21 protein-coding genes are annotated in these 24,031 nt (G+C 71.1%); 11 read left to right on the top strand and 10 right to left on the bottom strand.

What is annotated here, in order from left to right:
• Positions 1 to 10: 10 nt before the first annotated feature.
• Genes QSK32_RS15515 through QSK32_RS15505 form a run of 3 tightly spaced genes read right to left on the bottom strand, consistent with a single transcriptional unit; the run spans position 11 to position 2,626 of the window.
• A complete protein-coding gene (locus QSK32_RS15515) occupies positions 11 to 880 on the bottom strand; it encodes a M23 family metallopeptidase (protein ID WP_285472306.1) in 870 nt (289 codons plus the stop codon).
• Positions 877 to 1,365: a helix-turn-helix domain-containing protein gene (locus QSK32_RS15510; RefSeq protein WP_285472305.1), complete on the bottom strand. Its 489-nt coding sequence runs from the start codon at positions 1,363 to 1,365 to the stop codon at positions 877 to 879. Before QSK32_RS15510 ends, QSK32_RS15515 begins: the two co-directional genes overlap by 4 nt.
• A 34-nt stretch (positions 1,366 to 1,399) precedes the next feature.
• On the bottom strand, positions 1,400 to 2,626 hold the full coding sequence (locus QSK32_RS15505; protein ID WP_045743786.1) for an ROK family protein: 1,227 nt from the start codon (positions 2,624 to 2,626) through the stop codon (positions 1,400 to 1,402).
• Between the two features lie 118 nt (positions 2,627 to 2,744).
• Here QSK32_RS15505 and QSK32_RS15500 point away from each other — a divergent pair, with 118 nt between their 5' ends.
• From QSK32_RS15500 to QSK32_RS15450, 11 genes are read left to right on the top strand one after another with little or no spacing between them, the layout of a single operon-like run.
• Positions 2,745 to 3,818: a Gfo/Idh/MocA family protein gene (locus QSK32_RS15500; RefSeq protein WP_285472304.1), complete on the top strand. Its 1,074-nt coding sequence runs from the start codon at positions 2,745 to 2,747 to the stop codon at positions 3,816 to 3,818.
• Complete coding sequence (locus QSK32_RS15495; protein WP_285472303.1) at positions 3,818 to 4,729, top strand: sugar phosphate isomerase/epimerase family protein; 912 nt, start codon at positions 3,818 to 3,820, stop codon at positions 4,727 to 4,729. Before QSK32_RS15500 ends, QSK32_RS15495 begins: the two co-directional genes overlap by 1 nt.
• A gap of 19 nt (positions 4,730 to 4,748) precedes the next feature.
• Positions 4,749 to 5,639, top strand: a complete 891-nt coding sequence (locus QSK32_RS15490) for a sugar phosphate isomerase/epimerase family protein (RefSeq protein ID WP_285472302.1) — start codon at positions 4,749 to 4,751, stop codon at positions 5,637 to 5,639.
• Positions 5,636 to 6,622: a Gfo/Idh/MocA family protein gene (locus QSK32_RS15485; RefSeq protein ID WP_285472301.1), complete on the top strand. Its 987-nt coding sequence runs from the start codon at positions 5,636 to 5,638 to the stop codon at positions 6,620 to 6,622. The genes QSK32_RS15490 and QSK32_RS15485 overlap by 4 nt, the downstream gene beginning before the upstream one ends.
• The gene (locus QSK32_RS15480) at positions 6,619 to 7,380 is read left to right on the top strand and encodes a hypothetical protein (protein WP_285472300.1); all 762 of its coding nucleotides are present in this window, start codon (positions 6,619 to 6,621) and stop codon (positions 7,378 to 7,380) included. The genes QSK32_RS15485 and QSK32_RS15480 overlap by 4 nt, the downstream gene beginning before the upstream one ends.
• Positions 7,381 to 7,387: 7 nt before the next feature.
• Positions 7,388 to 8,635 carry an MFS transporter gene (locus QSK32_RS15475; RefSeq protein ID WP_285472299.1) on the top strand — a complete coding sequence of 416 codons (1,248 nt, stop codon included), beginning with the start codon at positions 7,388 to 7,390 and terminating at the stop codon, positions 8,633 to 8,635.
• 8 nt (positions 8,636 to 8,643) lie between these two features.
• Positions 8,644 to 9,477, top strand: a complete 834-nt coding sequence (locus QSK32_RS15470; RefSeq protein ID WP_285472298.1) for a 3-keto-disaccharide hydrolase — start codon at positions 8,644 to 8,646, stop codon at positions 9,475 to 9,477.
• On the top strand, positions 9,474 to 10,361 hold the full coding sequence (locus QSK32_RS15465; protein ID WP_285472297.1) for a sugar phosphate isomerase/epimerase family protein: 888 nt from the start codon (positions 9,474 to 9,476) through the stop codon (positions 10,359 to 10,361). Before QSK32_RS15470 ends, QSK32_RS15465 begins: the two co-directional genes overlap by 4 nt.
• Positions 10,362 to 10,371: 10 nt before the next feature.
• Entirely contained in the window at positions 10,372 to 11,397 is a 1,026-nt protein-coding gene (locus QSK32_RS15460) for a Gfo/Idh/MocA family protein (RefSeq protein WP_285472296.1), read from the top strand.
• A gap of 56 nt (positions 11,398 to 11,453) precedes the next feature.
• On the top strand, positions 11,454 to 12,257 hold the full coding sequence (locus QSK32_RS15455; protein ID WP_285472295.1) for a TolB family protein: 804 nt from the start codon (positions 11,454 to 11,456) through the stop codon (positions 12,255 to 12,257).
• A gap of 10 nt (positions 12,258 to 12,267) precedes the next feature.
• On the top strand, positions 12,268 to 13,245 hold the full coding sequence (locus QSK32_RS15450; protein ID WP_285472294.1) for a Gfo/Idh/MocA family protein: 978 nt from the start codon (positions 12,268 to 12,270) through the stop codon (positions 13,243 to 13,245).
• A gap of 1,467 nt (positions 13,246 to 14,712) precedes the next feature.
• Here the strand turns inward: QSK32_RS15450 and QSK32_RS15445 are convergent.
• The 7 genes from QSK32_RS15445 to QSK32_RS15415 all read right to left on the bottom strand — a co-directional run bounded on the left by QSK32_RS15445 (position 14,713) and on the right by QSK32_RS15415 (position 24,029).
• Positions 14,713 to 16,758 carry a sensor histidine kinase gene (locus QSK32_RS15445; protein ID WP_285472293.1) on the bottom strand — a complete coding sequence of 682 codons (2,046 nt, stop codon included), beginning with the start codon at positions 16,756 to 16,758 and terminating at the stop codon, positions 14,713 to 14,715.
• Complete coding sequence (locus QSK32_RS15440) at positions 16,755 to 17,300, bottom strand: hypothetical protein (protein ID WP_045743792.1); 546 nt, start codon at positions 17,298 to 17,300, stop codon at positions 16,755 to 16,757. Before QSK32_RS15440 ends, QSK32_RS15445 begins: the two co-directional genes overlap by 4 nt.
• A gap of 63 nt (positions 17,301 to 17,363) precedes the next feature.
• Positions 17,364 to 19,106, bottom strand: a complete 1,743-nt coding sequence (locus tag QSK32_RS15435) for a GAF domain-containing SpoIIE family protein phosphatase (RefSeq protein ID WP_045743793.1) — start codon at positions 19,104 to 19,106, stop codon at positions 17,364 to 17,366.
• 58 nt (positions 19,107 to 19,164) lie between these two features.
• Entirely contained in the window at positions 19,165 to 19,566 is a 402-nt protein-coding gene (locus tag QSK32_RS15430) for an ATP-binding protein (protein ID WP_045743849.1), read from the bottom strand.
• A 180-nt stretch (positions 19,567 to 19,746) separates the two neighbouring features.
• The gene (locus QSK32_RS15425) at positions 19,747 to 20,163 is read right to left on the bottom strand and encodes a nitroreductase/quinone reductase family protein (RefSeq protein WP_045743850.1); all 417 of its coding nucleotides are present in this window, start codon (positions 20,161 to 20,163) and stop codon (positions 19,747 to 19,749) included.
• A 153-nt stretch (positions 20,164 to 20,316) separates the two neighbouring features.
• The gene (locus QSK32_RS15420; protein ID WP_285472292.1) at positions 20,317 to 20,775 is read right to left on the bottom strand and encodes a DoxX family protein; all 459 of its coding nucleotides are present in this window, start codon (positions 20,773 to 20,775) and stop codon (positions 20,317 to 20,319) included.
• Between the two features lie 170 nt (positions 20,776 to 20,945).
• The gene (locus tag QSK32_RS15415) at positions 20,946 to 24,029 is read right to left on the bottom strand and encodes a S8 family peptidase (RefSeq protein WP_285472291.1); all 3,084 of its coding nucleotides are present in this window, start codon (positions 24,027 to 24,029) and stop codon (positions 20,946 to 20,948) included.
• Positions 24,030 to 24,031: the final 2 nt, after the last annotated feature.

Genomic DNA, 24,031 nt, shown 5'->3' with positions numbered 1-24,031 from the left:
CTTGAGTGGACTATGGCACCTCGGGGCCGGGGTGGCAACGGCTTGTTCCGGCGTCGAAGAGCTGGCCGTTACGGGGGAAGCCGGACATGGCGGTGGGTTTCGGATCACCGGTGGACCAGCGCGGATCGGTCTCGCCGTCGTCGACGGTGAGGTCCGGCCAGCGCATCGGGACGCCGGCCGCCGCCACCGGCCGCGGGTCGTCCATCAACTGCACGTGCAGGTGCGGTTCGGAGGTGTTGCCGGTGTTGCCCACCTCGGCCAGCTGCTCGCCGGCGGCCACCCGGTCGCCGGCGCGCACCCGGACCGAGCCCCGGCGCAGGTGGGCGTAGGCCGCACAGGTGCCGTCCGCATGCTCGACGATCACGTGGTTGCCGAGGATGCGGGCGGCGCCGCCCAACTCGCGGACGAACGCCTCGACGATCATCATCCAGAGCAGGGTGGGCCAGGTGTCGCGGCTGCGGTGGTCGCGCTGGGTCCCCGACGCGTGGACCACGGCGCCCGGCGCCATGGCGTGCACCGGCTCGCCGAAACACGCGAAGGTCTCCGGCGCCTGGGTACGCACCGACCAGCCGACCTTCGCCGGGGCGTCGGCGGACGCCTGGAGGAGGTCGACCGCGTACATCTGCCCGTAGGCCTTGACGCCATGGCTCGGGACGGCCGAGCCGGGGCTGTTGATCGCCACCCAGCGGCCCCGGACGGGCGGTGCGAGGTCGACCGGCGGGCGCTCCGACCGGGGCGCGCGGACGAAGGCGAGCACGAACGGAACGGCGGCCGCCATCAGGTCGTACGGCCGGGGCACGTCCAGAACGATCGTGGCGACGACGGTCAGGACGAACAGCCGCAGCCACCAGGTCTGCAGGCGGGCGATGGCGCGTTTCATCGGCGGGCTCCCAGGATCGTGGTGAGCAGGGGGATGACGCGGGCGACCGGCACCTCGTAACGTCCCCCGCCGACGGTGTGCAGCCAGCCGGCGGCGACGAGCTGGCGCAGGTGGTGATAGACCTGGCCGCTGGTGCCCATGCCGTCGATCCGCACCAGCTCCTGCGCGGTGCAGGCGCCCTGGAGCACCCGGGCGAGCAGGCCGATCCGGGCCGGGTGGGCGAGGGCGGCGAGCACGGCGGCGTGCGGCGACCAGTCGGAGTCGAGGAGTTCGGCGACGGCGGCGCCCTCCTGCCACCGGGCGACGCGGCCGTCGGGCAGGGCGGCATGCCCGGTGATCATCACCGCGCCGGGGTCGCCGACCCGCTCGATGAGTCCTTCGAGTGCCCAGAAGGTGTCGGGGTCGGGGGTGGCGGCGTGCTGGATCTTCTTCTCGAGGGCTGCCACGCGTGCTTCGAGCGCGGCGAGACGGTCGTCATCGCTCATCCACCCACCATAACGTAATTACGTAAAGGCGAAATCAGAGCGAGCGCAGGCCCGCCGGGGAGCCCCGGTCCATCCACTGGCTCAGGGCGGCCGGGGCGAACAGTTCGTCGATGGCGGTGAAGGCGGAGCCGGTCACGCCGACCACGTCGCTGTGCATGGAGCGGACGATCCGCAGGTCACGGGTGGCCAGGGGAAGCGACCGCTCGTAGACGGTCTGGCGCACCCCGGCCAGGAGGGCGTCACCCACCTCGGCCACGTGCCCGCCGACGATCACCAGGGACGGGTTGAACAGGTTGACCACGCTGGCCAGCATCTCGCCGACGAGGCGGCCGGACCGGGTGAGCAGGGCGATGATCTCCGGGTCGCCGTGCTCGGCCGCGTAGCGCAGGTCGTCGACGGCGAGCCGCCCCCTCTCCGCGAGGCGCCGGGCGAGGATGCCGCTCCTGCCCGCCGAGGCGATCAGGGCCGCGCCGCCGGCCACCGCCTCCAGGCAGTCGGTCTTGCCGCAGCGGCAGATCACGCCGCGCTGCTCGCGAGTGGCGGTGTGCCCGACGTCGCCGGCCACGCCCTGAGCCCCGCGGTGCAGGCTGCCCCGGGAGACCAGGCCGGCACCGATACCGGATCCGATCTTGAGGTAGAGGAAGTCCTGGACGCCGCGTGCCTCGCCGGCCCGCAACTCGCCCAGGGCCATCGCGTTCACGTCGTTGTCGACCCAGACCGGCACCTCGAAGCGCTGGTGGACGCGGTCGCGGATGTCGAACTCGTGCCAGCCCGGCATGATCGGCGGCGACACCGGGCGGGCGGTGGAGAACTCGACCGGCCCGGGCACCCCGATGCCCACGCCCCAGACCGGCGGCTTCTGCGCACGGCGCTCGAGGAGCATCTCCCAGAGATCCACGGCCAGGGCCAGGGCCGGTTCGGGGCCGTCGGCGATGTGGTGGTCGCGGTGCACCAGATCGACGACGGCGCCGGACAGGTCGGCGATGCCGACGCCGACGCCGGTCGCGCCGTAGTGGGCGACCAGCAGGCACCCGGCGTCCGCCGCGAACCGCAACCGGCGCGGCGCCCGGCCGCCGGTGGAGGGCCCGAACGAGTCCTCGCGGAGCAGCCCGGCCTCGATCAGTTCGCCGACCCGCTGGGCGACCAGTTTGCGGCCGAGCCCGGTGAGTGTCTCCAGTTCGGGGCGGGTCGCGGCTCGTCCCGTGCGTACCAGGTCGAGGACCGCGGAGAGCGTCGTCAAGCGGGGATCGAGAACGGACACTCCCCCATTGTTCCCCACCTCCCACTCCAGGTTCCCAGAGCATTGACTTATGGATCTCGCGCACATAAGTTTGCCGCACCGGAGCGAAACGAGCCGGAAACAGAGTTCGGAGAGTGCCATGAAACGACGACTCGGATCAGCGATCGTGGGCATCGGCATGATCGGTGAGATCCACGCCCGGGCCGTCCGCGCCGCCGGCGGTGACCTGGTCGCGGTGGTCACCCGGGACGCCGCGACCGCAAGCAGCGCCGCCGGCCGGCTGGCCGCCGACCGCGGCGTCACCGACTGGCGCGAAGTCCTGGACGACCCCGCGGTCGACATCGTGCACGTCTGCACCCCCAACCACCTGCACGCCGAGATCGCCGCCGCGGTGATCGCCGCCGGCAAGCACGTGATCTGCGAGAAGCCGCTGGCCATGGACCTCGGCTCGGCCGCGGCACTGGAACAGCAGGCCGGCGCGGCCGGCGCGGTCGCCGCGGTCCCGTTCGTCTACCGCTTCTACGGCGCGGTCCGCGACGCCCGGGCCCGGGTGGCCCACGGCGAGGCCGGCGACCTGCGCCTGCTGCACGGCACCTACCTGCAGGACTGGCTGTCCCGCCCGCAGGAGAGCAACTGGCGGGTGGACCCGGCGACCAGCGGCAGCTCGCGGGCGTTCGGCGACATCGGGGTGCACTGGTGCGACCTGATCGAGTTCGTCACCGGCCAGCGGATCGCCCGGCTCACCGCGAAGCTGTTCACCATCGACCGCCCGGGCGGTCCGGTGCTCACCGAGGACGGCGGCACGCTGATGTTCGAGACGGACCGGGGGGTCCTCGGCTCGGCCGTGATCAGCCAGGTCTCCCCCGGCCGCAAGAACCGGCTGTGGTTCTCCGTCGAGGGCGACACCGCGTCCCTGCAGTTCGACCAGGAGAATCCGGATTCCCTGTGGGTCGGGGGCCGTGCCGAGAGCAGGATCGTTCCGCGAGGCGCCGAGGCGTCCCACCCGGACGCCGCCCCGTACAACCCGATCCCGGTCGGGCACCCGATGGGCTACCAGGACTGTTTCACCGCGTTCGTCGGCGACGTGCACCGCGCGGTCCGCGGCGAGGCGGTCGACGGCCTGCCGACGTTCACCGACGGCCTGCGCGCCGCGACGATCACCAACGCGGTGCTGGACGCCGCGAAGACCGGTAACTGGGTGGAGGTCCCCTGATGAAGCTCGGATTCCTGACCGCGTGCCTGCCGGACCGGACGCTCTCCGACATCGTGAGCTGGGCGGCCGGACACGGGTACGAGGCCCTCGAGGTGGCGGCCTGGCCGAACCTGGGCGACCGCCCGTTCACCGCCACCCACGTCGACCCGGACGCGCTGCGTACCGATGAGATCAAAGATCTGTTCGCGGGACACGGGCTGACCCTGTCGTCGCTGGCGTTCTACGACAACAACCTGCATCCGGACCCGGCCGAGCGGGCCGCGGTCAACGCCCACGTGCTGAAACTGATCGACGCCGCGGCCGAGCTGGGCGTGCCGACCGTCGGCACGTTCGTCGGACGGCACCCCGGGCAGAGCGTCGCCGAGAACCTGCGCGAGGCCGAACGGGTGTTCGCCCCGCTGGTCGACCGGGCCGGCGAGCGGGGCGTCAAGCTCGTCATCGAGAACTGCGTGATGGAGGGCTGGCACCCGGACGGATACCCCGGCAACCTCGCGTACTCCCCGGAGCTCTGGGAGTGGATGTTCTCGATCGGCCTTTACCTCAACTACGACCCGTCGCACCTGGTGTGGATGGGCATCGACCCGGTCGAGGCGCTGCGCCCGTACGTGGACAGGGTCGCGCACGCCCAGGCCAAGGACATCCAGCTGTTCCCGGAGAAACGCAACCGGTACGGCTGGCCCGGCAAGGCCGTCGTCCGCGAGGACCCGTGGGACACCGGCTGGTGGCGGTACCGGGTGCCCGGCCTCGGCCAGGTCGACTGGGTCCGCGTCGTCGACACGCTCTACGAGGGCGGCTTCGACGGCGTGCTCTCCGTCGAGCACGAGGACCCCGTCTGGGGCGGCACCGAACCGAAGATCGAAACCGGACTCGAGGTCGCCTACCGCACGCTTCGCCCCCTACTCGTCGCTTGACACCCCTTTGGAGAAACCGATGGCCACCATTTCCCGGCTGGGCGTCAACCCGTTGCCCTGGATCCTCGGCGACATGGGTTACCTGCTGAACCCCGACGTGATCCGGACGGCGCTGCGTGACGTGCGCGGTGTCGGCTTCCGGTCGATGACCGTGGAGATCCCCGAGGGGATGCCGACCGCGGAGTACCGCACCTACTTCGACGAGGCCGGCATGGGCTTCGCCCCCGGCTACTTCTCCGCCGCGTTCCACGACCGCCGGCAGCACGCCGCCGCGGTCGAGGGCATCCGCCGGCACGCCGAGGCGCACGTGGAGCTGGGCCTTTCCACCGCGTTCATCGCCAACGACCTGGTCCCGGAGCGGATCGCCGCGCCGGCCGTCGGCGCCGGCGGCGACCCGCAGATCAGCGCGATCATCGCCGAGGGCATGGCGGCGGCCACCGAGGCCGCGGCCGCGATCGGTGTCCGGTACGGCCTGCACCCGCACGTCGGCTCGCTGGTGGAGACCGAGGAGGAGACCCGCGCGGTGCTGGACGCCACGGCCGGCAGCCCGCTCGGTTTCGGCCCGGACACCGGCCACCTGCGCTGGGCCGGCGCCACCCCGGAGACGGTGATCGCCGACTACGCCGACCGGATCATCGCCCTGCACGTCAAGGACGTCGACCCGGCCGGACGCGCGGCGGCGCTGGAGAGCGGCGCCGACTACATGTCGGCCACCCTGAAGCATCACGTCTGGATCGAACCCGGCCGCGGCTCGATCGACTTCGCCGCGGTGTTCGCCGCCCTGCCCGCGGACTGGTCCGGCTGGACGATCCTCGAGGTCGACGTGCCGCACCTGGCCACGCCGGTGGAGAGCACCCGGGCGTCCTGGGACTGGCTGACCACCCAGCCGTTCTGCGCGGTCCGCGGATGAGCGCCCGCCCGCTCGGCGTCGGTTTCCTCGGCGCCGGGGCGGTGGTGCAGACCATCCATCTGCCGACCCTCGCCCGGCTGCGCGACAGGCTCGAAACCCGCGTGGTGATGGACGTGAACCCGCAGACCGCCGCCGCGGTCGCCGCCCGTGCGGGTGCCCGTGCCACCACGTCCGAAAGTGATCTGCTCGCCGATACGTCGGTGGACATCGTGGCGATCTGCAGCCCGCCGGAGTTCCACGCGGCGCAGGTGGTCGCGGCGATCCGGGCCGGCAAGCGGACCATCCTGTGCGAGAAGCCGCTCGCCTCCTCGCCCGAGGGCATCGCGGCCATCCGGGAGGCCGCGAACGCGGGTGTCCGGCTCGCCGTCGGCGCCATGCACGTCCACGATCCGGCGTGGACCGCCGTCAAGCCGCACCTCTTCGCGGCGCACACCGTCCGGTCCAGCATCGTGCTGCCGTTCAACGACCGCTTCGAGGACGCCGCGACGCAGTTGCTGCCCCGGCCGGCGTTCGCGATGGGCGAACTGGACGACGCCGCCCGCCGCGCGATGCTCGAGGCCGCCGTGCTGGGGCTGGCCATCCACGACCTGCCCCTGGTCCGCGCTTTTCTACCCCGGCGTCCGTCGCTTTTCTCGGCCCGGTTCCTGGAGCCTTTCGGGTACGCGATAAACCTCAGCACCCCCGACACGGTCGTCGAGTTGCACGGTCTGATGCAGCCGCACTGGCAGCCCCGGTGGACCTTCGAGGCGGTCTCCGCGGACGCGTCCCTGCACGTCGACTTCACCCCGTCGTTCGTCCACGCGGGTTCCGCAGTCGCCACATTGGCGGATAAATCCGGCGTCAGGGTATTCGGCCCGTACCCGATGAACGGTTATGAAGCCGAATGGAGAGCGCTGGCCACCGGCGCGCCCCTGCCCCCGCTCGACGAGGTCCTGGACGACATCTCCTTCGCCGTAGACATCGCCGTAGGGGCCACCGCATGACTCTCCGCTGGACCGCCCAGGACTCCGTGGCCGATCGCGCCCACCGGGTAGCCGCCACCCTCCCGGATTGGTACTCCCCTGCCGCTTCTCCAGAATTGACCGTTCTGGACGGCAGTACCGAGTGGTTTTCTCATGATTTTTCCGACATTCTGGTTTTCGACCCTGTATTCACCAAGACAACCGATGCTTCGCTCACCGGCCGCATCACCCTCGCCGAGCCGTTCAGCGGGGCCCCCGGTCTCGCGAGCCTCCCGGCCTTCGCCGCCGACTCGATCCTGGTGACCGCTTTCGAACACGGCGACGACCTGAACACCGCGATCCTGCACGCGGTCCGCCTGCTGCGCGTCACCGGTGTCACCGACCTTCGCTTCGACCACCTCCGCACCACCGCCGGCAGTGCCCTCGCCGACGGCACCGGCCTGATCGGCGGCCGCCGCGTCCCGCTCGGCCTCACCGTCGCGCTGACCACGGCCCGCCCGGCCACCCATACGCTGCAGTTCTTCACCACGGACACGGTCGCCGCACTCACCGTACCCGACGGTTCCGACGCCCGCCCGGTCCTGGCCACCGTCACCCGGCCGGACGGCGCGACCACTCTCCCCACCCACTACGAGAGCGCCGACCGGTACGCGTGGCGGCGCGCTCATCAGGCGTACACCCAGGGCGTCGCCACCCCGGACGTCCTCTCCTGCTTCCTCGCCGACCTTCGCACGGTCGCGTCCCTCATAGGAGCCCCCGGTGACATCGATAGCCAATGACACACCCGTGAAGACCACCACCGGCCACCAGGACCCGGTCACCCCCTGGTTCATGTTCGTCTACTGGTTCGCCCAGGTGGCGGCGTGGATCGGCATCCTGACCCCGGTCGTCGTGACGATCGCGATCCGGGTCGCCGACATCACCACCCCGGCGCAGAAGGCCGCGCAGCTCGGCACGGTCCTGTCCATCGGCGCGCTGGGCGCGATGCTGGCCGCCCCGATCTGGGGTGCCGTCTCGGACCGGACCACCGCCCGGATCGGCAAGCGCAAACTGTGGATGATCGTCGGCGCCGGCCTGCTGCTGCTCGGCCTGGTGATCATGGCGTTCTCGCCGAACATGGTTGTCTTCGGCGCCGGCTGGCTGATCTGCCAGGTGGGCTCGAACGCCAACCAGGCCGCCCTCAACGCGGTCATGCCGGACGTCGTCCCGGAACGTCAGCGCGGCATCATGTCCGGCCTGCTCGGCCTCTCGGTCACCGTGGCGATGCTGGTCGGCACCTTCATCACCCAGTTCACGTCCGGCAACACGGTCGCGATGTTCCTGGTGCCGTGGCTGTTCATCCCGATCGCCCTCGGGATGTTCCTCGCCACCTTCAAGGACTCGCCGGCCGACCGGAACGCCGTCCCCGCGTTCCGCCTCAAGGACCTCGCCCTGTCCTTCTGGATCAACCCGGTCCAGCACCGCGACTTCGGCTGGGCCTTCCTCAGCAGGTTTCTGCTCTTCCTCGGCACGGCGTTCTTCATGACGTACCAGGCTTACTTCCTCACTGATCATCTTAAGGTGGGCGCCGGCGAACTGGCCCGGTTCGTGTTCTTCTCCACATTCGTCACCGCGATCATCACCGTGATCGTGTCGCTGCTCGGCGGCTGGCTCTCCGACCGGTTCTCCCGCCGTAAGCCGTTCGTCTTCGTCGCCGCCCTGATCGCCGGCGCCGGCCTGCTCGTGATCGGCTTCTCGCACGACTTCACCCAGTTCATGGTCGGCGCCGCGCTGGTCAGCCTGGGCCAGGGCCTGTACTACGCGGTCGACATCGCCCTCGCCGCAGCCGTGCTGCCCAGCAACGAGGAGGCCGCCAAGGGCATGGGCGTCTTCCAGATCGCCAACAGCCTGCCGCAATCCCTCGCCCCGATCCTCGCCCCGGTCTTCCTGGCCATCGGCGCCGGCGGCGACAACTACCCGGCGGTGTTCATCGCCGGCACCGTCTTCGCGATCGCCGGCGCCCTGGTCCTCGGCCCGGTCAAGAACGCCAAGTAGGAGGAACGATGTCCGACTTCGTCGACCTGTTCGACGGCCACAGCCTGGCCGGCTGGCGGGCGATCCCGCGGGTCTACGGGACGTCCTACCCCGGCGGCCCGCCGCTGGAGGACCTCTTCAAGCAGTGGAACATCGAGCCCCCGGTCGAGCCGGAGAAGCACCCCGCCCGCTGGTACGTCGAGGACGGTGTCGTCATCGGCGAGCAGGGCACCCCCGGATACGGCGGCTACCTGCTCAGCGAGCAGACCTACGGCGACTTCGAACTCGTGATCGAGGCCCGCCCGGACTGGCCCGCCGACACCGGCATCATGCTGCGCCGGCAGCGCGACACCTGGGAGGGTTTCCAGGTGCTCTGCGACCACCGGCCGTCCGGCGGCATCGGCGGCTTCTTCGGCAACGGGCTGGCCAACTTCTTCGCCGTCCCGTTCGCGGTCGACGCGGTGCTCGACGAGAACAGCACACCGATCGGACTGCGCGCCGACGACCCGGCGACCTCGGCCGAACCGGTCACCCGTGAGAAGCGAGCCGCGCTCAGCTACGCCGCCGACGTCCAGGACTTCCTGAAGGTGTGGCGGTGGGGCGACTGGAACGAGCTGCGGATCCGCTGTGTGGGACCGATGCCGACCATCACCACCTGGGTGAACGGCCTGAAGATCGCCGAGCTGGACACCGCGGCCCTGGTGTGGCCGGACTACGACCCGCAGGCGATCCACGGCCTGCTCGGCGACCGCGGCCACCTCGCCCTCGAGGTGCACGACAACGACGCGATGTTCGGCGACGCCCGCTGGGGCAAGGGCGCGCAGTGCCGGTGGCGCAACGCCCGGATCAAGGAGCTCTCATGAGTACGCTCGCCGTCTCCAGTTTCAGCCTCTTCCAGCGTCTCGGTCCCCTGGTGATGGAGAAGCGCGGCCCGGACGGGGAACTGGCCCCGCTGGAGATCCCGATGCCGGCAGCGCACACCCTGGAGGAGTTCGTCGCGGCGGTCCGGCCGAGGTTCGGGGTGAGCGCGGTGGAGATCTGTCAGCTCCAGCTCGCCGACAGCAGCCCCGCCAGGATCAGCCGGCTCAAAGACGTACTCGATGAGAATGATGTTGAAGTGACCGGGATGCCCATCGACGTGGGTGATCTCGGTGCCGGGAACGAGGCGACGCGGAGGGCGGACGCCGACCGGGTCGAGTACTGGCTGGACGTCGCCGCCCGGTTGGGGTCCTCGGCGGCGCGGGTGAATCTAGGAACGGATCCGGATTTATCGCTTTCCAGGGTGCTTGATCGGCTGGCCGACACGGCTGCATCGAAGAATCTGCAGCTGTTGGTGGAGAACCACGGCGGCGTGTCGTCCGACCCGGACTTCCTCCTCGAACTGCGCGCCGAGGTCGGCGCGGACCGGCTCGGGATCCTGCTCGACCTCGGCAACTTCGACCCGCTCGTCGGGGTGTCGCACGGCCGGTTCGCCGGCGCCGACGTGCCGGACACCGGGCTGGACACCACCCCGGTGTACGAGCGGATCGCCCGGCTCGCCCCGCACGCCGCGGCGGTGCACGCCAAGGCGTTCGACCCGGCGAGCGACGGCACCCCGCTGCTCGACCTGGACCGGGCCCTGACGCTGGTCCGGGACGCGGGCTACCGCGGGCCGTTCGGCGTCGAATGGGAAGGCGTGCTCGGCGACCCCTGGGAACAGGCCGCCGGCGTAGTCGCCCAGGTCCGCAAGCACTTCCCCGAATACTAGGAGAACACCCGTGCTGCTGCCCGAACCCACCTTCTTCACTCCCGGCGCCGGTGAACCCGTCCTGCGCTGGGGAATCCTCGGCACCGGCTGGATCGCCGGCGAATTCGCCCATGCCGTCCAGGCGCACACCGCGCAGAAGGTGGCCGCCGTCGGCTCCCGCAGCGACGAACGGGCCCGGCAGTTCGCCGGGCAGCACGGCATCGACCGCGCCCACGGCACCGAGGACGCGCTCATCGAGGACCCGGGCGTCGACGTCGTCTACGTGGCGTCGCCGCCCGGGGAACACCTCGCCCAGGGACTGCGCGCCATCGCGGCCGGCAAGCACGTGCTGATGGAGAAGCCGCTCGCCACCAGCGCCGCCGACGCGCGGACCCTCGTCGCGGCGGCCCGCGCCGCCGGGGTGTTCCTGATGGAGGCGATGTGGAGCCGCTACCAGCCGCAGGCCCTGGTGATCGGGGAACTCCTGCGGGACGGGGTGCTCGGCGACATCCGTACCGTGCACGCCGACCTCGGACAGGCCGTCGCCCCGGACCCGCACGGACGGCTGTTCCGCCCGGACCTGGGCGGCGGGGCGCTGCTCGACATGGGCATCTATCCGATCCAGCTGGACTCGATGGTGCGCGGCACCCCGCGATCGTTCGTCACGTCCGGCGGTCTCACCAGCACCGGCGTGGACGCACACGCCATCCTGCTCGCCGACCACGGCACCGGTGAACCGTCGGTACTGACGACGTCCCTGCAGACCCGGACACCGGCGGCAGCCCTGATCGCCGGCTCCGAGGCCCGCATCGAGATCGCCACCCCGTTCCACGTGCCCGGCGGGTTCAGGCTCGCCCCCAACGACTACCTCGCCGAGACGATCACCTGGACCGACCCGACCGGCATCACGTTCTTCGGCGGGCTGAGCTGGGAGGCCACCGCGCTCGCCCGGTATGTCGGCGAGGGACGGCAGGAATCCCCCCTGCACACCCACGACGAGACCGTCAGCATCCTCGCGACCATCGACGAAGCCCGCCGACAGATCGGAGCACGATGATGGGTCACGCCCGCACACTCGCCGCCGGCCAGGAATGCCGAGTCATCTCGTACGAGATGAGCACCGGTCTTCAGAAGATCCTGCACACGAGCAGCACCGTGCTTTTCGAGGCCCCGAACTGGACGCCGAGCGGGAACCTGATCGTCAACGGTGACGGCCTGCTCTGGAACCTGCCCGCCGACGGATCCGCGCCGCCCCGGCAGATCCCGCTGCCGGACGTGCCGGAACTGAACAACGACCACGTGGTCTACGGCGACGACGTGTTCCTGTCCGCCAACGACGGCCACCTCTACCGGGCACCCCTGACCGGCGGCGCCGCCACAAAGATCACCAGTGCCTCGCAGTGGATGCACTTCCTGCACGGGATCAGCCCCGACGGGACGACCCTCGCCTACGTCGGGCTCACCCCCGGCGCCTGGTCCTCCGGCACGCTGTGGACCATCGGCGCCGACGGCACCGGCAACACGCCGCTGACCACCGGACCGGGCCCGGACGACGGACCCGAATACTCCCCCGACGGCGACTGGATCTACTTCAACACCGAACGGTTCTCGCCGAACGCGCAGATCGCCCGAATCCACCCCGACGGCACCGGCCTCGAACAGTTGACCACCGACGACCGGGTCAACTGGTTCCCGCACCTGCCGCCGGCCGGAGACGCGGTCGTCTACCTCAGCTACCCGCCCGGCACCCGGGGACACCCGGCCGACCTGACCGTCGAACTACGCCTCGTCACCCGCGGCGACTGGCGCCACCCGCGCACCCTGGTCACCCTCCCGGGCGGTCAAGGCACCATCAACGTCAACAGTTGGTCGCCGGACGGCGCGCGGTTCGCCTACGTCGACTACCCGCAGTCGTAGGATCGTCACCATGAGGATCGGTGTGCTGGGCGCGGCCCGCATCGCCCCGGCCGCCCTGATCCGCCCGGCCCGGGACGTCCCCGGCGTCGAAGTAGCCGCGATCGCCGCCCGCCTGCGCATGAGAGCCACCGCGTTCGCCGGGAAAAACGGCATCCCGGTCATCCACGAAACCTACGACGACCTGCTCGCCGACGACACCCTGGACGCCGTCTACATCCCGCTGCCGAACGGCCGGCACGCGCGGTGGACCCTCGCCGCGCTGTCGGCCGGCAAACACGTACTGGTCGAAAAGCCGTCCACCGCGAACGCCGCCCAAGCCCGCGCGGTCGCCGCCGCGGCAACCGACAGCGGGCTGGTCGTGATGGAAGCATTCCACTACCGCTACCACCCGCTGGCCGCCCGGATGGCCGCGATCGTGCACGGCGGCGAACTGGGCCGGATCCGCCGCGTCGAAACGTCGATGTGCTTCCCACTGCCGTCGTTCTCCGACATCCGCTACGACTACGGGCTGGCCGGCGGCGCCCTCATGGACGCGGGCTGCTACGCCGTCCACTGCCTGCGCCTGCTCTCCCCGAACACACCCCGGGTGACAGGCGCCCGCGCCCGCACCCTGAGGTCCGAACCCCGCATCGACCGGGCGATGGACGCCCGTCTCGACCTGGGCGACGGCGCAACCGGCCTGATCCGCACCTCGATATGGTCGACAACGATCCTGAGCATGAGGGCCCGGGTCCTGGGCGACCGCGGTTCCCTCGTAGTCGACAACTACATCCTGCCCCACCTGTTCCACCGCTTCACGCTGACCTTGGCGGGCCGCCGCGTCCACGAGAAGTTCACCGGCCCCTCCTCCTACACGCATCAGTTGCGGGCATTCGCCGCCGCGGTCAACGGCTCCCCCGCAAACTTGACCCCACCCTCCGACTCGGTGACCACGATGTCCCTGATAGACGACATCTACCAGGCCGCGGGACTCCCGCTCCGCCAGTAGCCCCCGCCAGTCACGCCCCACCGTGCCCCCGGTAGCCCGACACGGTCCTGCCAGCGACGCAGGCCCCTCGGGCCCTCCCGCAAGACGGCACCCACACCCGGTCCCGTGAACGGGTGTCCCCATCGCTGCCTCCGGGCTGGCGAACACACCCGAAGCGTCATCGGGTGCTCCTACCACTCACCCCGCCGGCAGCCGCCCCCAAAACCATGATCGGGTGCAGTGACTCCCTCGCCAGGACGGCAACCCCACCCGATCAAGACACCGGGTGCACCCACCAGCACCTCGAAGACGGCGACCGCACCCGAAAGCGAATCGGGCGCACCCACCACCCACCGCGACGGCGCCCGCACCCGATCACCACACTGGGTGCCAACACCACCCGCACCCGATCACCACACTGGGTGCCAACACCACCCGCCAAGACGGCACCCGCACCCGATCAAGGTTTCGCGGACCGTCGCCATCCCCTTCGGGACGGTAAGCGCACCCAGTCTCATGATCGGGAGCAGCCACCACCGCTCACCACGACAAACGCACCCGATCACCACACTGGGTACCAACACCACCCGCCAAGACGGCACCCGCACCCGATCAAGGTTTCGGGGACGCCCACCAGCACTTTGAGGATGGTAGGCACCCCCAACGCCTTGATCGGGTGCGGCCACCAGCACTTTGAGGAGGCGGGCGCACCCGACAGCGAACTGGGTGAGCCCACCGCCCGCCAGGACGGTGACCGCACCCGATCAAGGTTTCGCGGATCGTCACCATCCCCTTCGAGACGGTGACCGTTCCCGATCCCTTGATCGGGTGCGGTCACCTCCGTTCTTCGTGGCTGGCGCACCCGATCAAGGCACTGGGTGCGGTCACCGGCACTTTGGGGACGGCGGGTACCCCCGATGCCTTGATCGGGTGCTGCCAGCGCCCGGCAGATGGGTGGGCGCACCCGAGCGCGGTTTTGGGGGCTGGCACCGTCTCATTTGGGGTTGTAGGTGCTCCCGGTGCCTTGATCGGGTGCGGTCACCGCCGTCGCTGGAGGAGCTACAACCGTTGCCGGGCTCCGCCTGGGCGATCAACGGGTGCCGCCGAAATGATCACCGGGTTCTGCGTTGGCGATCGATCATCGAGTGCCGGCTGGGCGGTGACCGGGGCGGTGACCGGGGCGGAGATCGGGGCGGAGATCGGGTACCTACAGGACGGTTGCTGAGTGCTGCCGCGGGCGGTTGCTGGACTCCACTCGGACGGGGCCGTTACTCAACGCTGACACAAGCCATTACTGGACGTGATGCATGGAGTTACTCGAAGCTACCGCATGCCGTTACTCGATGCTGCCTCGACGCTGACGCACGCCGTTACTGGACGCTGCCGATACCGTTACTGAACGCTACCGCAGGCGGTTACTGAATGCTGCCGCAGGCGGTTACCGGATTCGGCGGGGGGTGTTGTTGAGTGCTGGGGTGCCTCGGGCGGTTATTGAGAGGCAGGGCCTCGTGGGATGCGGACCACCACTCGGGTGCCGGCCGGCTGGTTGTCGTGGAAGGTGATGGTTCCGTTGTGCAGCCGTACTATCGTGCGGACGATGCTCAGGCCCAGGCCGGAGCCCTCGACCCCCTGGTGACGGACAGCGCCGCCTCGGAAGAAACGGTCGAAGACCCGGTCCCGCTCGGCCGCCGGTATGCCGATGCCCTCGTCGCTGACCTGCAACTCCACGGCATCGCGGTCGCCGGTCAGGGTCAGGCGGACGCTGCCTCCGGGACGGTTGTAACGGATCGCGTTGGCGAGCAACTGGTCGATCACCTGCCGTAGCCGTCGCTCGTCTCCGACCACCACCATGTCCGGCCCGGCCGCGACGACCAGTCGGCCGGCCCTCGTGTCCGGCGTCGCGACGGCCAGCCGGCCGGTCTCCCCCGCGCCCGAGACCGCACCCGAGACCGCACCCGATTCCACGCCCGAGACCGCGCCCGACGCCACGCCCGAGACCGCGCCCGACGCCACACCCGAGACCGCGCCAGACGCCGAGTCCGACACCATGCCCGCCACCGCGCCCGACACCACGCCCGTGCCCGACACCACGCCCGACACCGCGACGAAGAGGCGGGCCGGCTCCCCCGACGCGCCACCGCCACCGGACACCACCGCATCCTGCCCGGCGGTAGAAGATCCGGCCTGCCCGGCGGCAGTGGTCACCAGCGTGGTGAGGTCCACGGGCTGGGCGGCCAGGGGCAGGTGACCCGATTCGAGTCCGGCCAGGTCCAGCAGCGTACCCACGATGGTGTGCAACTCTCCCACGTTGCGGGCCATCGCCTCGATCAGGACGCGGCTGTCCGGGTCGAAGTCGGCGGAGTCCTCGGCGAGGATGCCGACGTGCGCCGTGATGGCCGCCAGCGGGGTGCGGATCTCGTGGCTGACCAGGGAGACGAAGTCGTTCTGGACGCGGGCCAGTTCCCGGGACAGGCTTTCCGCACGGCGCAACGTCACGAAGGCGCCGATCTGTGCGGCGACCCCTTCGAGGAGTACGACCAGCAGGTCTTCGTCGTTCTCCGCCGCCCCGGCGTAGCAGGTCAGTACACCGACCACGTCGTGGCTGTCCCGGACCGGCACCGCCACGACGGTGCTGATGCCGTGGCCGAGGCAGATCCGGGCGCGGTCCCGCTCGTACGCCGTACCCCGGGCGATGATCTCGGTCAGTCGGGGGATCCAGACGGGTACGCCGTCTTCCCAGGCCCGCCCGGTCGCCCCGCGTCCGCGGACCGGGCGGTGGTCGAAGAGCCCGTCCGGCGCGGGGGTGGCCGCGCTCCAGCTGCCGGCGGACCACAGTTCGCCGGCTGCCTCGTCGACCAGGAAGAGTTCCGCGGCCGGCCAGCCCAGGGTGGCGCCGACCGCGGCCAGCATCTCCGGCACGGCGCGGGTGGTGGCCACGCCTGCCCGCATCGCGGCGTCCACCCGGCGGTGGCAGGCCCGGAATTGTTCCACCCGGTGCAGTGCCGCCTCGGCGGAGTGGTCCGGGCGTTCCGCCGATTGTCGGAGGCTTTCCAGTTCGGTGAGCATCCGCAGGTCGGCGTCGGTCCACGGGTGGGGGCGGGTGCCGAGCACGGTCAACGATCCCAGTGGGGTGCCGGTCCGGTCGCGAACCGGCACCGCCAGCAGTGCGCGGATGCCGTGGTCGCGGATCAGGGGGTGGCCGGGCAGGGTTCCGGCGGCGTCGGCGACGATCAGGGGGCGGTTCGCCGACACGACCGTGGCGCCGACGAGCCGGGTCAGCGGCAGCGGGCCGGGGCCGAACCAGCGTTCGGGTACGCCGTACGTGCCGAGCGGTTCCTCGGCGTCGCCGTCGACGAGGGACCAGACCGCCATCGGCGCGCCGAGCAGACGGGCGGCCATCCGGGCGATGGTGTCCGGGGACACCGGCATGGTGGGGAGGCTGTCGCGGGCGCCCGCTACGGCCGCCAGCCGGGCGGGTGCGATGAGGGTGCGATGGTCGACGACGGTGCCGGTGGCGCCGAGGGGTGGGGTCACGGGCGGCCGGCCTGCTCCGTGGCGGGTTCCGGTTCGAACAGGGCCCACACGTGCCGGGTGTCGCCGGTCGTGTACGCGCCGACCCGGGTGGAGAGCCGCTGGGCGAGCCGGAGCCAGAGGCGGCTCTCGGCGGGGGCGTCGGGGGGCTCGGGGCGTGGTGGTTCCCGGACGGCCCGGTGGGCGATGTCCGGCGCGAAGTCCGCCCCGACCGCACCGCACGCATCACAGACGGTGGGACCGGTGGTGGGTGGGGGTGGTGACTGACCGGCGGCGACGTCCAGCACGAAGTCGGCGCCGTCGCGGCAGAGGCGGACGGTGGCCGGCGGTGTCCCGCTGCTCAGCATGTGGGTGGCGAGTTCCGAGGCGACCAGCACCATCCGGTCGGCCACCCCGCCGAGGGTGAAGCTGGAGGCCATGACCTGCCCGGTCACCGCTTCGAACAGGGACGCCCGCATGCTGCTCAGACCGGTGGCGTCGCCGACTGTCCAGGAGGCGAGGTCCACCATCTCCGGGGCGGGCCGGGCCTGTTCCGGTGTGACCACCCTGGGACCGTAACGCGCCGCCGGTAGCGCCGCGCTCAGGTTGGCGAAGAGGGCGGAAAACGATCAGCCGGGGGTACGCAGGGCGAGCAACGCGACGTCGTCCTCGTGGTCGTCTCCGGCGAACCGGGTGAGCACTTCGTCGAGCAGTTCCGGCAGCGGCGCTCCCGCGAGTCCCCGTAACGCCCCGCCCAGCTGGTCGATCCGGTCGTCGAGGACCTCGGTCCGGTTCTCGACCAGTCCGTCGGTGTAGAGCAGCAGGGTCGCGCCCGCCGGCAGGTCGTGGCTGTGGTTGTTCCGCGGGGTGTGGCGTACCACCCCGAGCATCACGTCCCGGCCGTGCAGTGGGCTGACTGTCCCGTCCGCTTCGACGAGCAGTGGCACCGGGTGCCCGGCGTTGGCCCATTGCACCCGGTGTCCGGTGCGGCCGGGCTGCACGTACGCGAGGATCGCCGTGGCCGGGGTCCGGTCGCCGAGGATCTGCATGGCCCCGTCGAGGCGGCGCAGCAGGGCGGACGGCGGTTCGTGCCGGTCGGCGATGTACGCCCGGAGCATGCTGCGCATCTGTCCCATGCGCGCCGCGGCGTGCATGTCGTGGCCGGCCACGTCGCCGACGACCAGGGCGAGGTGGTCGTCGGCGAGCCGGACCGCGTCGTACCAGTCGCCGCCGACGTGTTCGCCGCGGGCGGCCGGTTCGTACCGGGCGGCCAGTTCGAACGGCGGTGCCGCCGGGATGTCGCTGAGTAGTGCGCGCTGGAGTTGTTCGCCGACCTGTTCCCGGGAGTGCAGGTAGTCGGCGCGGTGCAGGGCGTGCGCGACGTATCCGGCGAGGGCGGCGAGGACCGCCTGGTCGGCTTCGTCGAGCCGGCGGGGCTGTTTCCACACGAAGGTCAGCGCGCCGACCGGTCCGGCCGGGCCGGGTAGTGGCAGGGCTGCGCCGGACTGCCAGCCCATCTCGCGGAAGGTGCCGGCGGCGTCCGGGGTCAGTGCGGCGACTGTGGTGAGGTCGGGCAGCAGGATCGGCCGGCCGGTGCGGGCTGCGAGCGCCGACGGCGTGGCGGCCGTGCCCGGGTACCGGTGCCAGCGGTCCGCGACCGCTTCCGGTAGTAGTTCGCCGGATCGCAGGCCGACGCGCCCGTCGTCGTCGAGCAGGGACACGCCGACGTAGTCCGGGTCCAGGGTGCTGGTCATCAGGTCGCGGACGGCCTGGACGACGTCGGTGACGGTGCTGGTGTCGGCCAGTGTGACGCTGGCTCGCAGCAGGAGTTGGCTGCGGTCGACCACGTCCGCCGCGGCCCGCGCCCGGTGCAGGGCGGCGCTGGTGGCGATCCGCAGGCGCAGGCTGTCCGAGCAGGCCGCGGCGAGGTCGGCGAGCAGGTCCAGTTCGGCGCCGGTCCACTGCCGGGGTGCGGTGTCGATGGCGCACAGGGAGCCGAGGACGTGCCCGTCGGTGTCGGTGAGGGGCATCCCGGCGTAGCCGACCACGGACAGGTCGGTGATGGCCAGGTTGCCGGCGACGCGCGGGTCGGTGCGGGCGTCGGTGACCACGAGGGGTTCCGCGGTGGCCACGACGTGGCGGCAGAACGAGTGGGACAGCGGGGTCTGGCGGCGGCCGAGCCAGGGTTCGGCGAGGCCGCGGGCGCCGGGGAAGACCTGCCGGTCGTGCTGGACCAGGGAGACCAGGGCCACCGGGACCCGCAGGATGGCGCGGACCATGTCGGCGAAACGGTCGAACATCGGGTCGGGTGTCGCGCTGAGGCCGGTGCGGGTCACGGCGTCGAGCCGGTCGAGGTCACCGTTCTGCTGCACTTGTTTCCCTCCCGGCCGGCCTCTCGCCGTCGAGAGAACGGTTGAAGAGTAACAACCGTCAGGCGGCGGTTCCGGAACCGCAGACGCCGGGCAGCGGGAGTCGTGCCCACACCACTTTGCCGTCCAGGATCGGGCGGGCGCCCCATTCCCGGGCGAGTCCGGCGACCAGCAGCAGGCCGCGGCCGCCGATGCGGCGCGGGTCGGGTGGCCGGGCGACGGGCAGGGCGGTGTCGCCGTCGGTAACCTCGATCAGCAGGTCGCCCGCCGCGACGGTGAGGACCAGTTCGCCGCCGCCGGGGGTGTGCCGGGTGACGTTGTGCACGAGTTCCGAGACGACGGCCAGGACGTCGCCGAGTGCTTCCGGCGGGCACCACGGGTCGAGCAGGTCACGGACCAGGTGCCGGACCGGCGCCGACGGATCGCCGTGCCGCAGCGGCAATCGGAGTACCTCGATCGGCACACGCACCTCCCGTCCGGCCCTGTGGTACCGCAGATCGGCAGTTTCCCGGCCGAATTCAGGAAACCCATGATTCACGGTACGAGATCCGGGAAAGTGCCGGACACCGGACTGTACGGGCGCGTGCACCCGGCGGGTTCATCGCGGTGAGCCGGGTGGGCCGGCTCACCGCGCGGTGTCACGTCAGCGGTTGGGGGTGATCACGACGACCGGGAACTTGCGGTCGGTCTTGGTCTCGTACTCGGCGGCGGCCGGCCAGTACTCGCGCCACACGCCGTAGAGCCGCTCCCAGCCCTCGTCGCCGGGGCGGACGACCTTGTGGCCGGCTGTCAGGGTCTCGGCGCCGAGTTCGATGGTGACCGGGCCCTCGAGGGCTTCCAGGTTGGCGACCCACTGCGGGTCGGCGGGCGCACCGGCGGCGCTGCCGCACAGCAGGTAGGTGTCACCGTCGGGGGCCGCGACGAGCGGGTTGACGAAGTTCTTGCCCGATTTGCGGCCGGGGGTGTGCAGCAGGAGGGTGGTCTTGCCCTCCCAGTACTCGCCGAGCACGCCGTCGTTGGCGCGGAAGTTCTCGATCACCGTGTCGTTGAAGGAAGCCATGGCGGCCATGATAGTTGCTTCCGGGAATTTCCCCGCGGAGGATTGATGTCCGTGTCGTTCCACGGTGGCCCGGGCCGGTGCGTCACGCGCGCTCTTCGTCGCGTACGCGAAAAGCAGGCGCCAGTGGCGGCACCGGCCGGGACCGGCGCCGGGTCAGACCTTGCTGGACACCGCCGGGGTGATGTTCGGCTCGCGTGCGCTGTCCGGCGTGGCGCCGCGGCGGCGGGCGATCAGCGCGTCGAGTGACCACTGCCCGGCGCCGAGGGCGGCGACGGCGAGGAACGCCCAGGCGTAGAGGGCGGCGTTGACCCCGCCGTTCTGGATCGGCATCAGGCCGTCCGGCTGGTGCACGACGAAGTAGGCGTAGGCCATCGAGCCGGACGCGAGCAGCGCCGCGGGGCGGGTGAGGAGTCCGGCCAGCACGAGCAGGCCGCAGACGAGCTGGATCACGGCGGCGTACCAGCCGGGCCAGGTGCCGACCGGGACCGGCTCGCCGGTGCCGCGGCTGCCGCCCAGGACGCCGAAGAGGCTGGCGAGCCCGTGACAGGCGAACAGCAGGCCGACCGTGGCGCGGAACAGGGGCCACACGATCGGGGCGAAACGCTCGGACATTGAGACTCCTCGATGTAACGTTGGGGAACGTTCCGCTGACGATAGGTGCTTGAGCTTGTCACTTCAATTGATGGCTATAAATCTTTAAGCCCCTGTCACATGTCCGGAACATACGAAAAGCGGCCCGGAACCGTTAAACGGTTCCGGGCCGCGTCTCGTGACGCCGCGGGTCAGCGCACCGGGATCAGCTGAGCCTCGGTGGCACTGGCGTTGTCGTGGCTGACGACCATCAGGCCCAGGGCCCGAGTCGTGGCGAACTCGGCACGGTTCAGCGTGATCTTCTGGGTGGCGCTGCGGTTCGGCGCCACCTCACCGACCGCGCCGGTGGTGATCGCCGGCGCGAACGCGTTGAAGCTCGCCGACCCGGCGATCACGTCGTCGTTGCCGTCGACGATGCCGACGCTCTCCACGTGGTACGTCAGACGCGGGTTGTCCGCCGACAGGCACGGCGAGCCGTCCTCGCAGAGCTGCGAGACCAGCACCGGCAGCACGATCGTGCTGCTGTCGTACGGGGCATCGGCGTAGAACTCCAGCGTGCCGCCGCCGGTCCGCAGGTCGAACACCGCGGTGACCAGCTCACCGGTCAGGTCCCCGGTGGTCAGCAGGCCGTAGTCCGCGCCGACGACCAGGTAGTCGTCCGTCTTGTCGCCGTCGACGTCCACGTACACGTCGAACTCGTTGCGGGCGGCGTTCGACAGCCGGTTGTGGGTGCTGATCGCGAAGGAGACGGCACCGTCGGCGGGCAGGCTCTGCACACCGACCGCCTTCAGGTCCGCCGCACCGGCCGCGTCCCGACCGTCGGACAGGCCCCAGGCGAACACGTCGGCGGAGCCGGCGACCACGCCCTTCTTGTTGGTCACCGTCGCGGTGGCCGAACCCTTGCGGCTGAGCGCGTTCGCGTCCACCGCCGTGCTGATCTTCGACACGGCCTGCGGCACCAGGTAGTACGGCACCCGCAACGCGACACCGTCGTTGGCCTTGCCCACCGGGGTGAGCGTGATCAGGCCGGCGACGTCCCGGAAGGCACTGGCGTCGCCCGCGGTCGCGGCCGGCACCTCGAGGGTCACGCCGACCTCGGTCTCGCCCTTGCCGGCCAGCGTCACGGTGGTCTTGGACAGCTTGACCTTGTGCGCACTGCCGGACGGCAGCGTCGCCGAGACGGTGAAGGTCTGCTTGGCCTTGCCCAGGTTCTTGACCTTGACGACCTTGCGCTTGGTGTAGTTCTTGTCCAGCTCGGCGAAGCCGTAGTTCAGCGTGGACGTGCCCTTGTCGCCGAGCGCGACGACCTGGGTGTTCACCGCACCGGGCGCCTGGATCAGGCCCGCGCCGTCGACCCGCGTGGTGTAGTCGGAGACGCCCGCCGGGTCGGCGGTGTTGACGATCGCCGCCTTCCAGTACTCGACCTTGCGCCAGTCCGGGTGGGCCTGCTTGACCAGGGCCGCCTGACCGGCGGTGTTCGGGGCCGCCATCGACGTGCCGGACATGCCGACCGTGCCGTTGCCGGTGCCGACCGCGGCCGAGAAGATGCTGACACCCGGGGCGGTGACGTCCGGCTTGAGCCAGCTGTCACCGGTCCGCGCGCCACCCGAGGAGAAGCTCGCGGTGCCCTTGTAGCCCGGGTTCTCCAGGTTCAGGTTGTCCAGCGTGATCGTCGAGCCGTCCGCGGCGAGCAGCGCGGCGGCCGCCGTCGACGGCACACCCAGGAACGGGATGGTGACGATCGCCGCCTCACCGGTGTCCGGGTTGGTGGCGATCGGGCCCTCGTACGGCGGCAGCGCATCCACGTTGTTCACCTGGATCACCGCGACCGCGCCGGCGGCCTGACCGTAGATCGCCTTGGCGACCCGGGCGCAGGTGCCGCGGGCGACCACGGCGATCGCCCCGGACACCCCGGCCGCGGCGAACTCCGCGGTGCTGCAGCCCAGCGCGATGCCACCGGCGCCGTTGCCGACCACCTTGATCGGCGCGGACAGGCCGTCGGCGAAGGTGGCGCCGTTGGCGTTGATCGCGTTCAGACCCAGGCCGCCGAGCGTGGCGCCCGGGAACGCCGGGGTCGGGTCGCTGGCCGCCACACTGATCGTGCTGGTCGAGGCGGCCGGGCTGCCGGTGATGTACGGCGCCGGGCCCGAGTTGCCGGCCGACGCGACGACGATCACGCCGTCCTTGGAGGCGTTGTCCGCGGCGACCGACTCCGGGGCGTCCGCGGTGCCGAACGGCGAACCGAGCGACATGTTGATGACGTCCATGTCGTTGGCGACGGCCCACTCGATGGCGTCCACCGTCATGTCGGTGGAGCCGTCGCAGCCGAAGACGCGGACCGCGTACAGGTCCGCCTTCGGCGCGACGCCCGGCCCGACCAGCCAGGACTGGGCGTTGATCGTGGTGGTGTCGTACGCGCCCCGGTACGTGGACCCGTCGCCGAGCACCCCGTAACCGCCGATGGTGCCGGCCACGTGGGTGCCGTGGCCGCCGCAGTCCAGCGGGTTCGCGTCCGGCTTCGGCACCGGCTGGTACGACGCGCTGGCCGGGTCGGCGTTGTAGCTGTCACCGACCAGGTCGATGCCGCCCTTGACCTTCGGGGCCTTCGGGCCGAACAGCGCCGGGTCGGCCGCCGCGGTCTCGGTGGCGTGCGCGGTCTCGTACGCCGCGGAGGTGCCCGGACCGCCGAAGTCGGCGTGCGTGTAGTCGATGCCGGTGTCCAGCACCGCGACCTTGATGCCCTCACCGCGGAGGTTGTCCGGGGCGCTCCACACCGCCGGCGCGCCGATCATCGGCACACCCCGGGTGTTGTCCGGCTTGACCAGCTGCAGCGCGTGCACCTCGACCACGCCGGGCGCCGCGGCGAGCGTCGCCAGCTCACCGGCGGCGACCCGGACCTTGATGCCGTTGTACGCGTGCTGGTACGCGCCGAGCACGGTGCCGCCGAGCTGGCGGGCCTTCTTCTCGACCGGCGCCTGGTCCGCACGGATCCGGTCCCGGCGCTGCTTCTTCTGGGCGGTCGTCAGCGGCGTCGCCGCCTCGGCGTCGACCACCGCCACCGGGTCCGCGTCCAGCTCCACCATCACGGTGACCTGACGGTCCCGCATCCCGGCCGGCAGGTTCGTGATCTTGGATCCGGCCGGGACCGGCTCGAACGCATCCCGGAGCCCCGGGGCGGCAGCCGCCCCCGGAACGCTGCCGACACCGGTGACGCCCATCAGGACGCCGATGCCGGCCATGGCGGCGAGCCGCCTGCTGAAATTAACTGAGCCCACGC

The organism is Actinoplanes sp. NBRC 101535 (assembly GCF_030269225.1).
In the GTDB taxonomy this organism is placed as follows: domain Bacteria; phylum Actinomycetota; class Actinomycetes; order Mycobacteriales; family Micromonosporaceae; genus Actinoplanes; species Actinoplanes rectilineatus.
The sequence above is the reverse complement of the archived record's forward strand: the minus strand, read 5'-3'. Positions and strand labels throughout refer to the sequence as shown.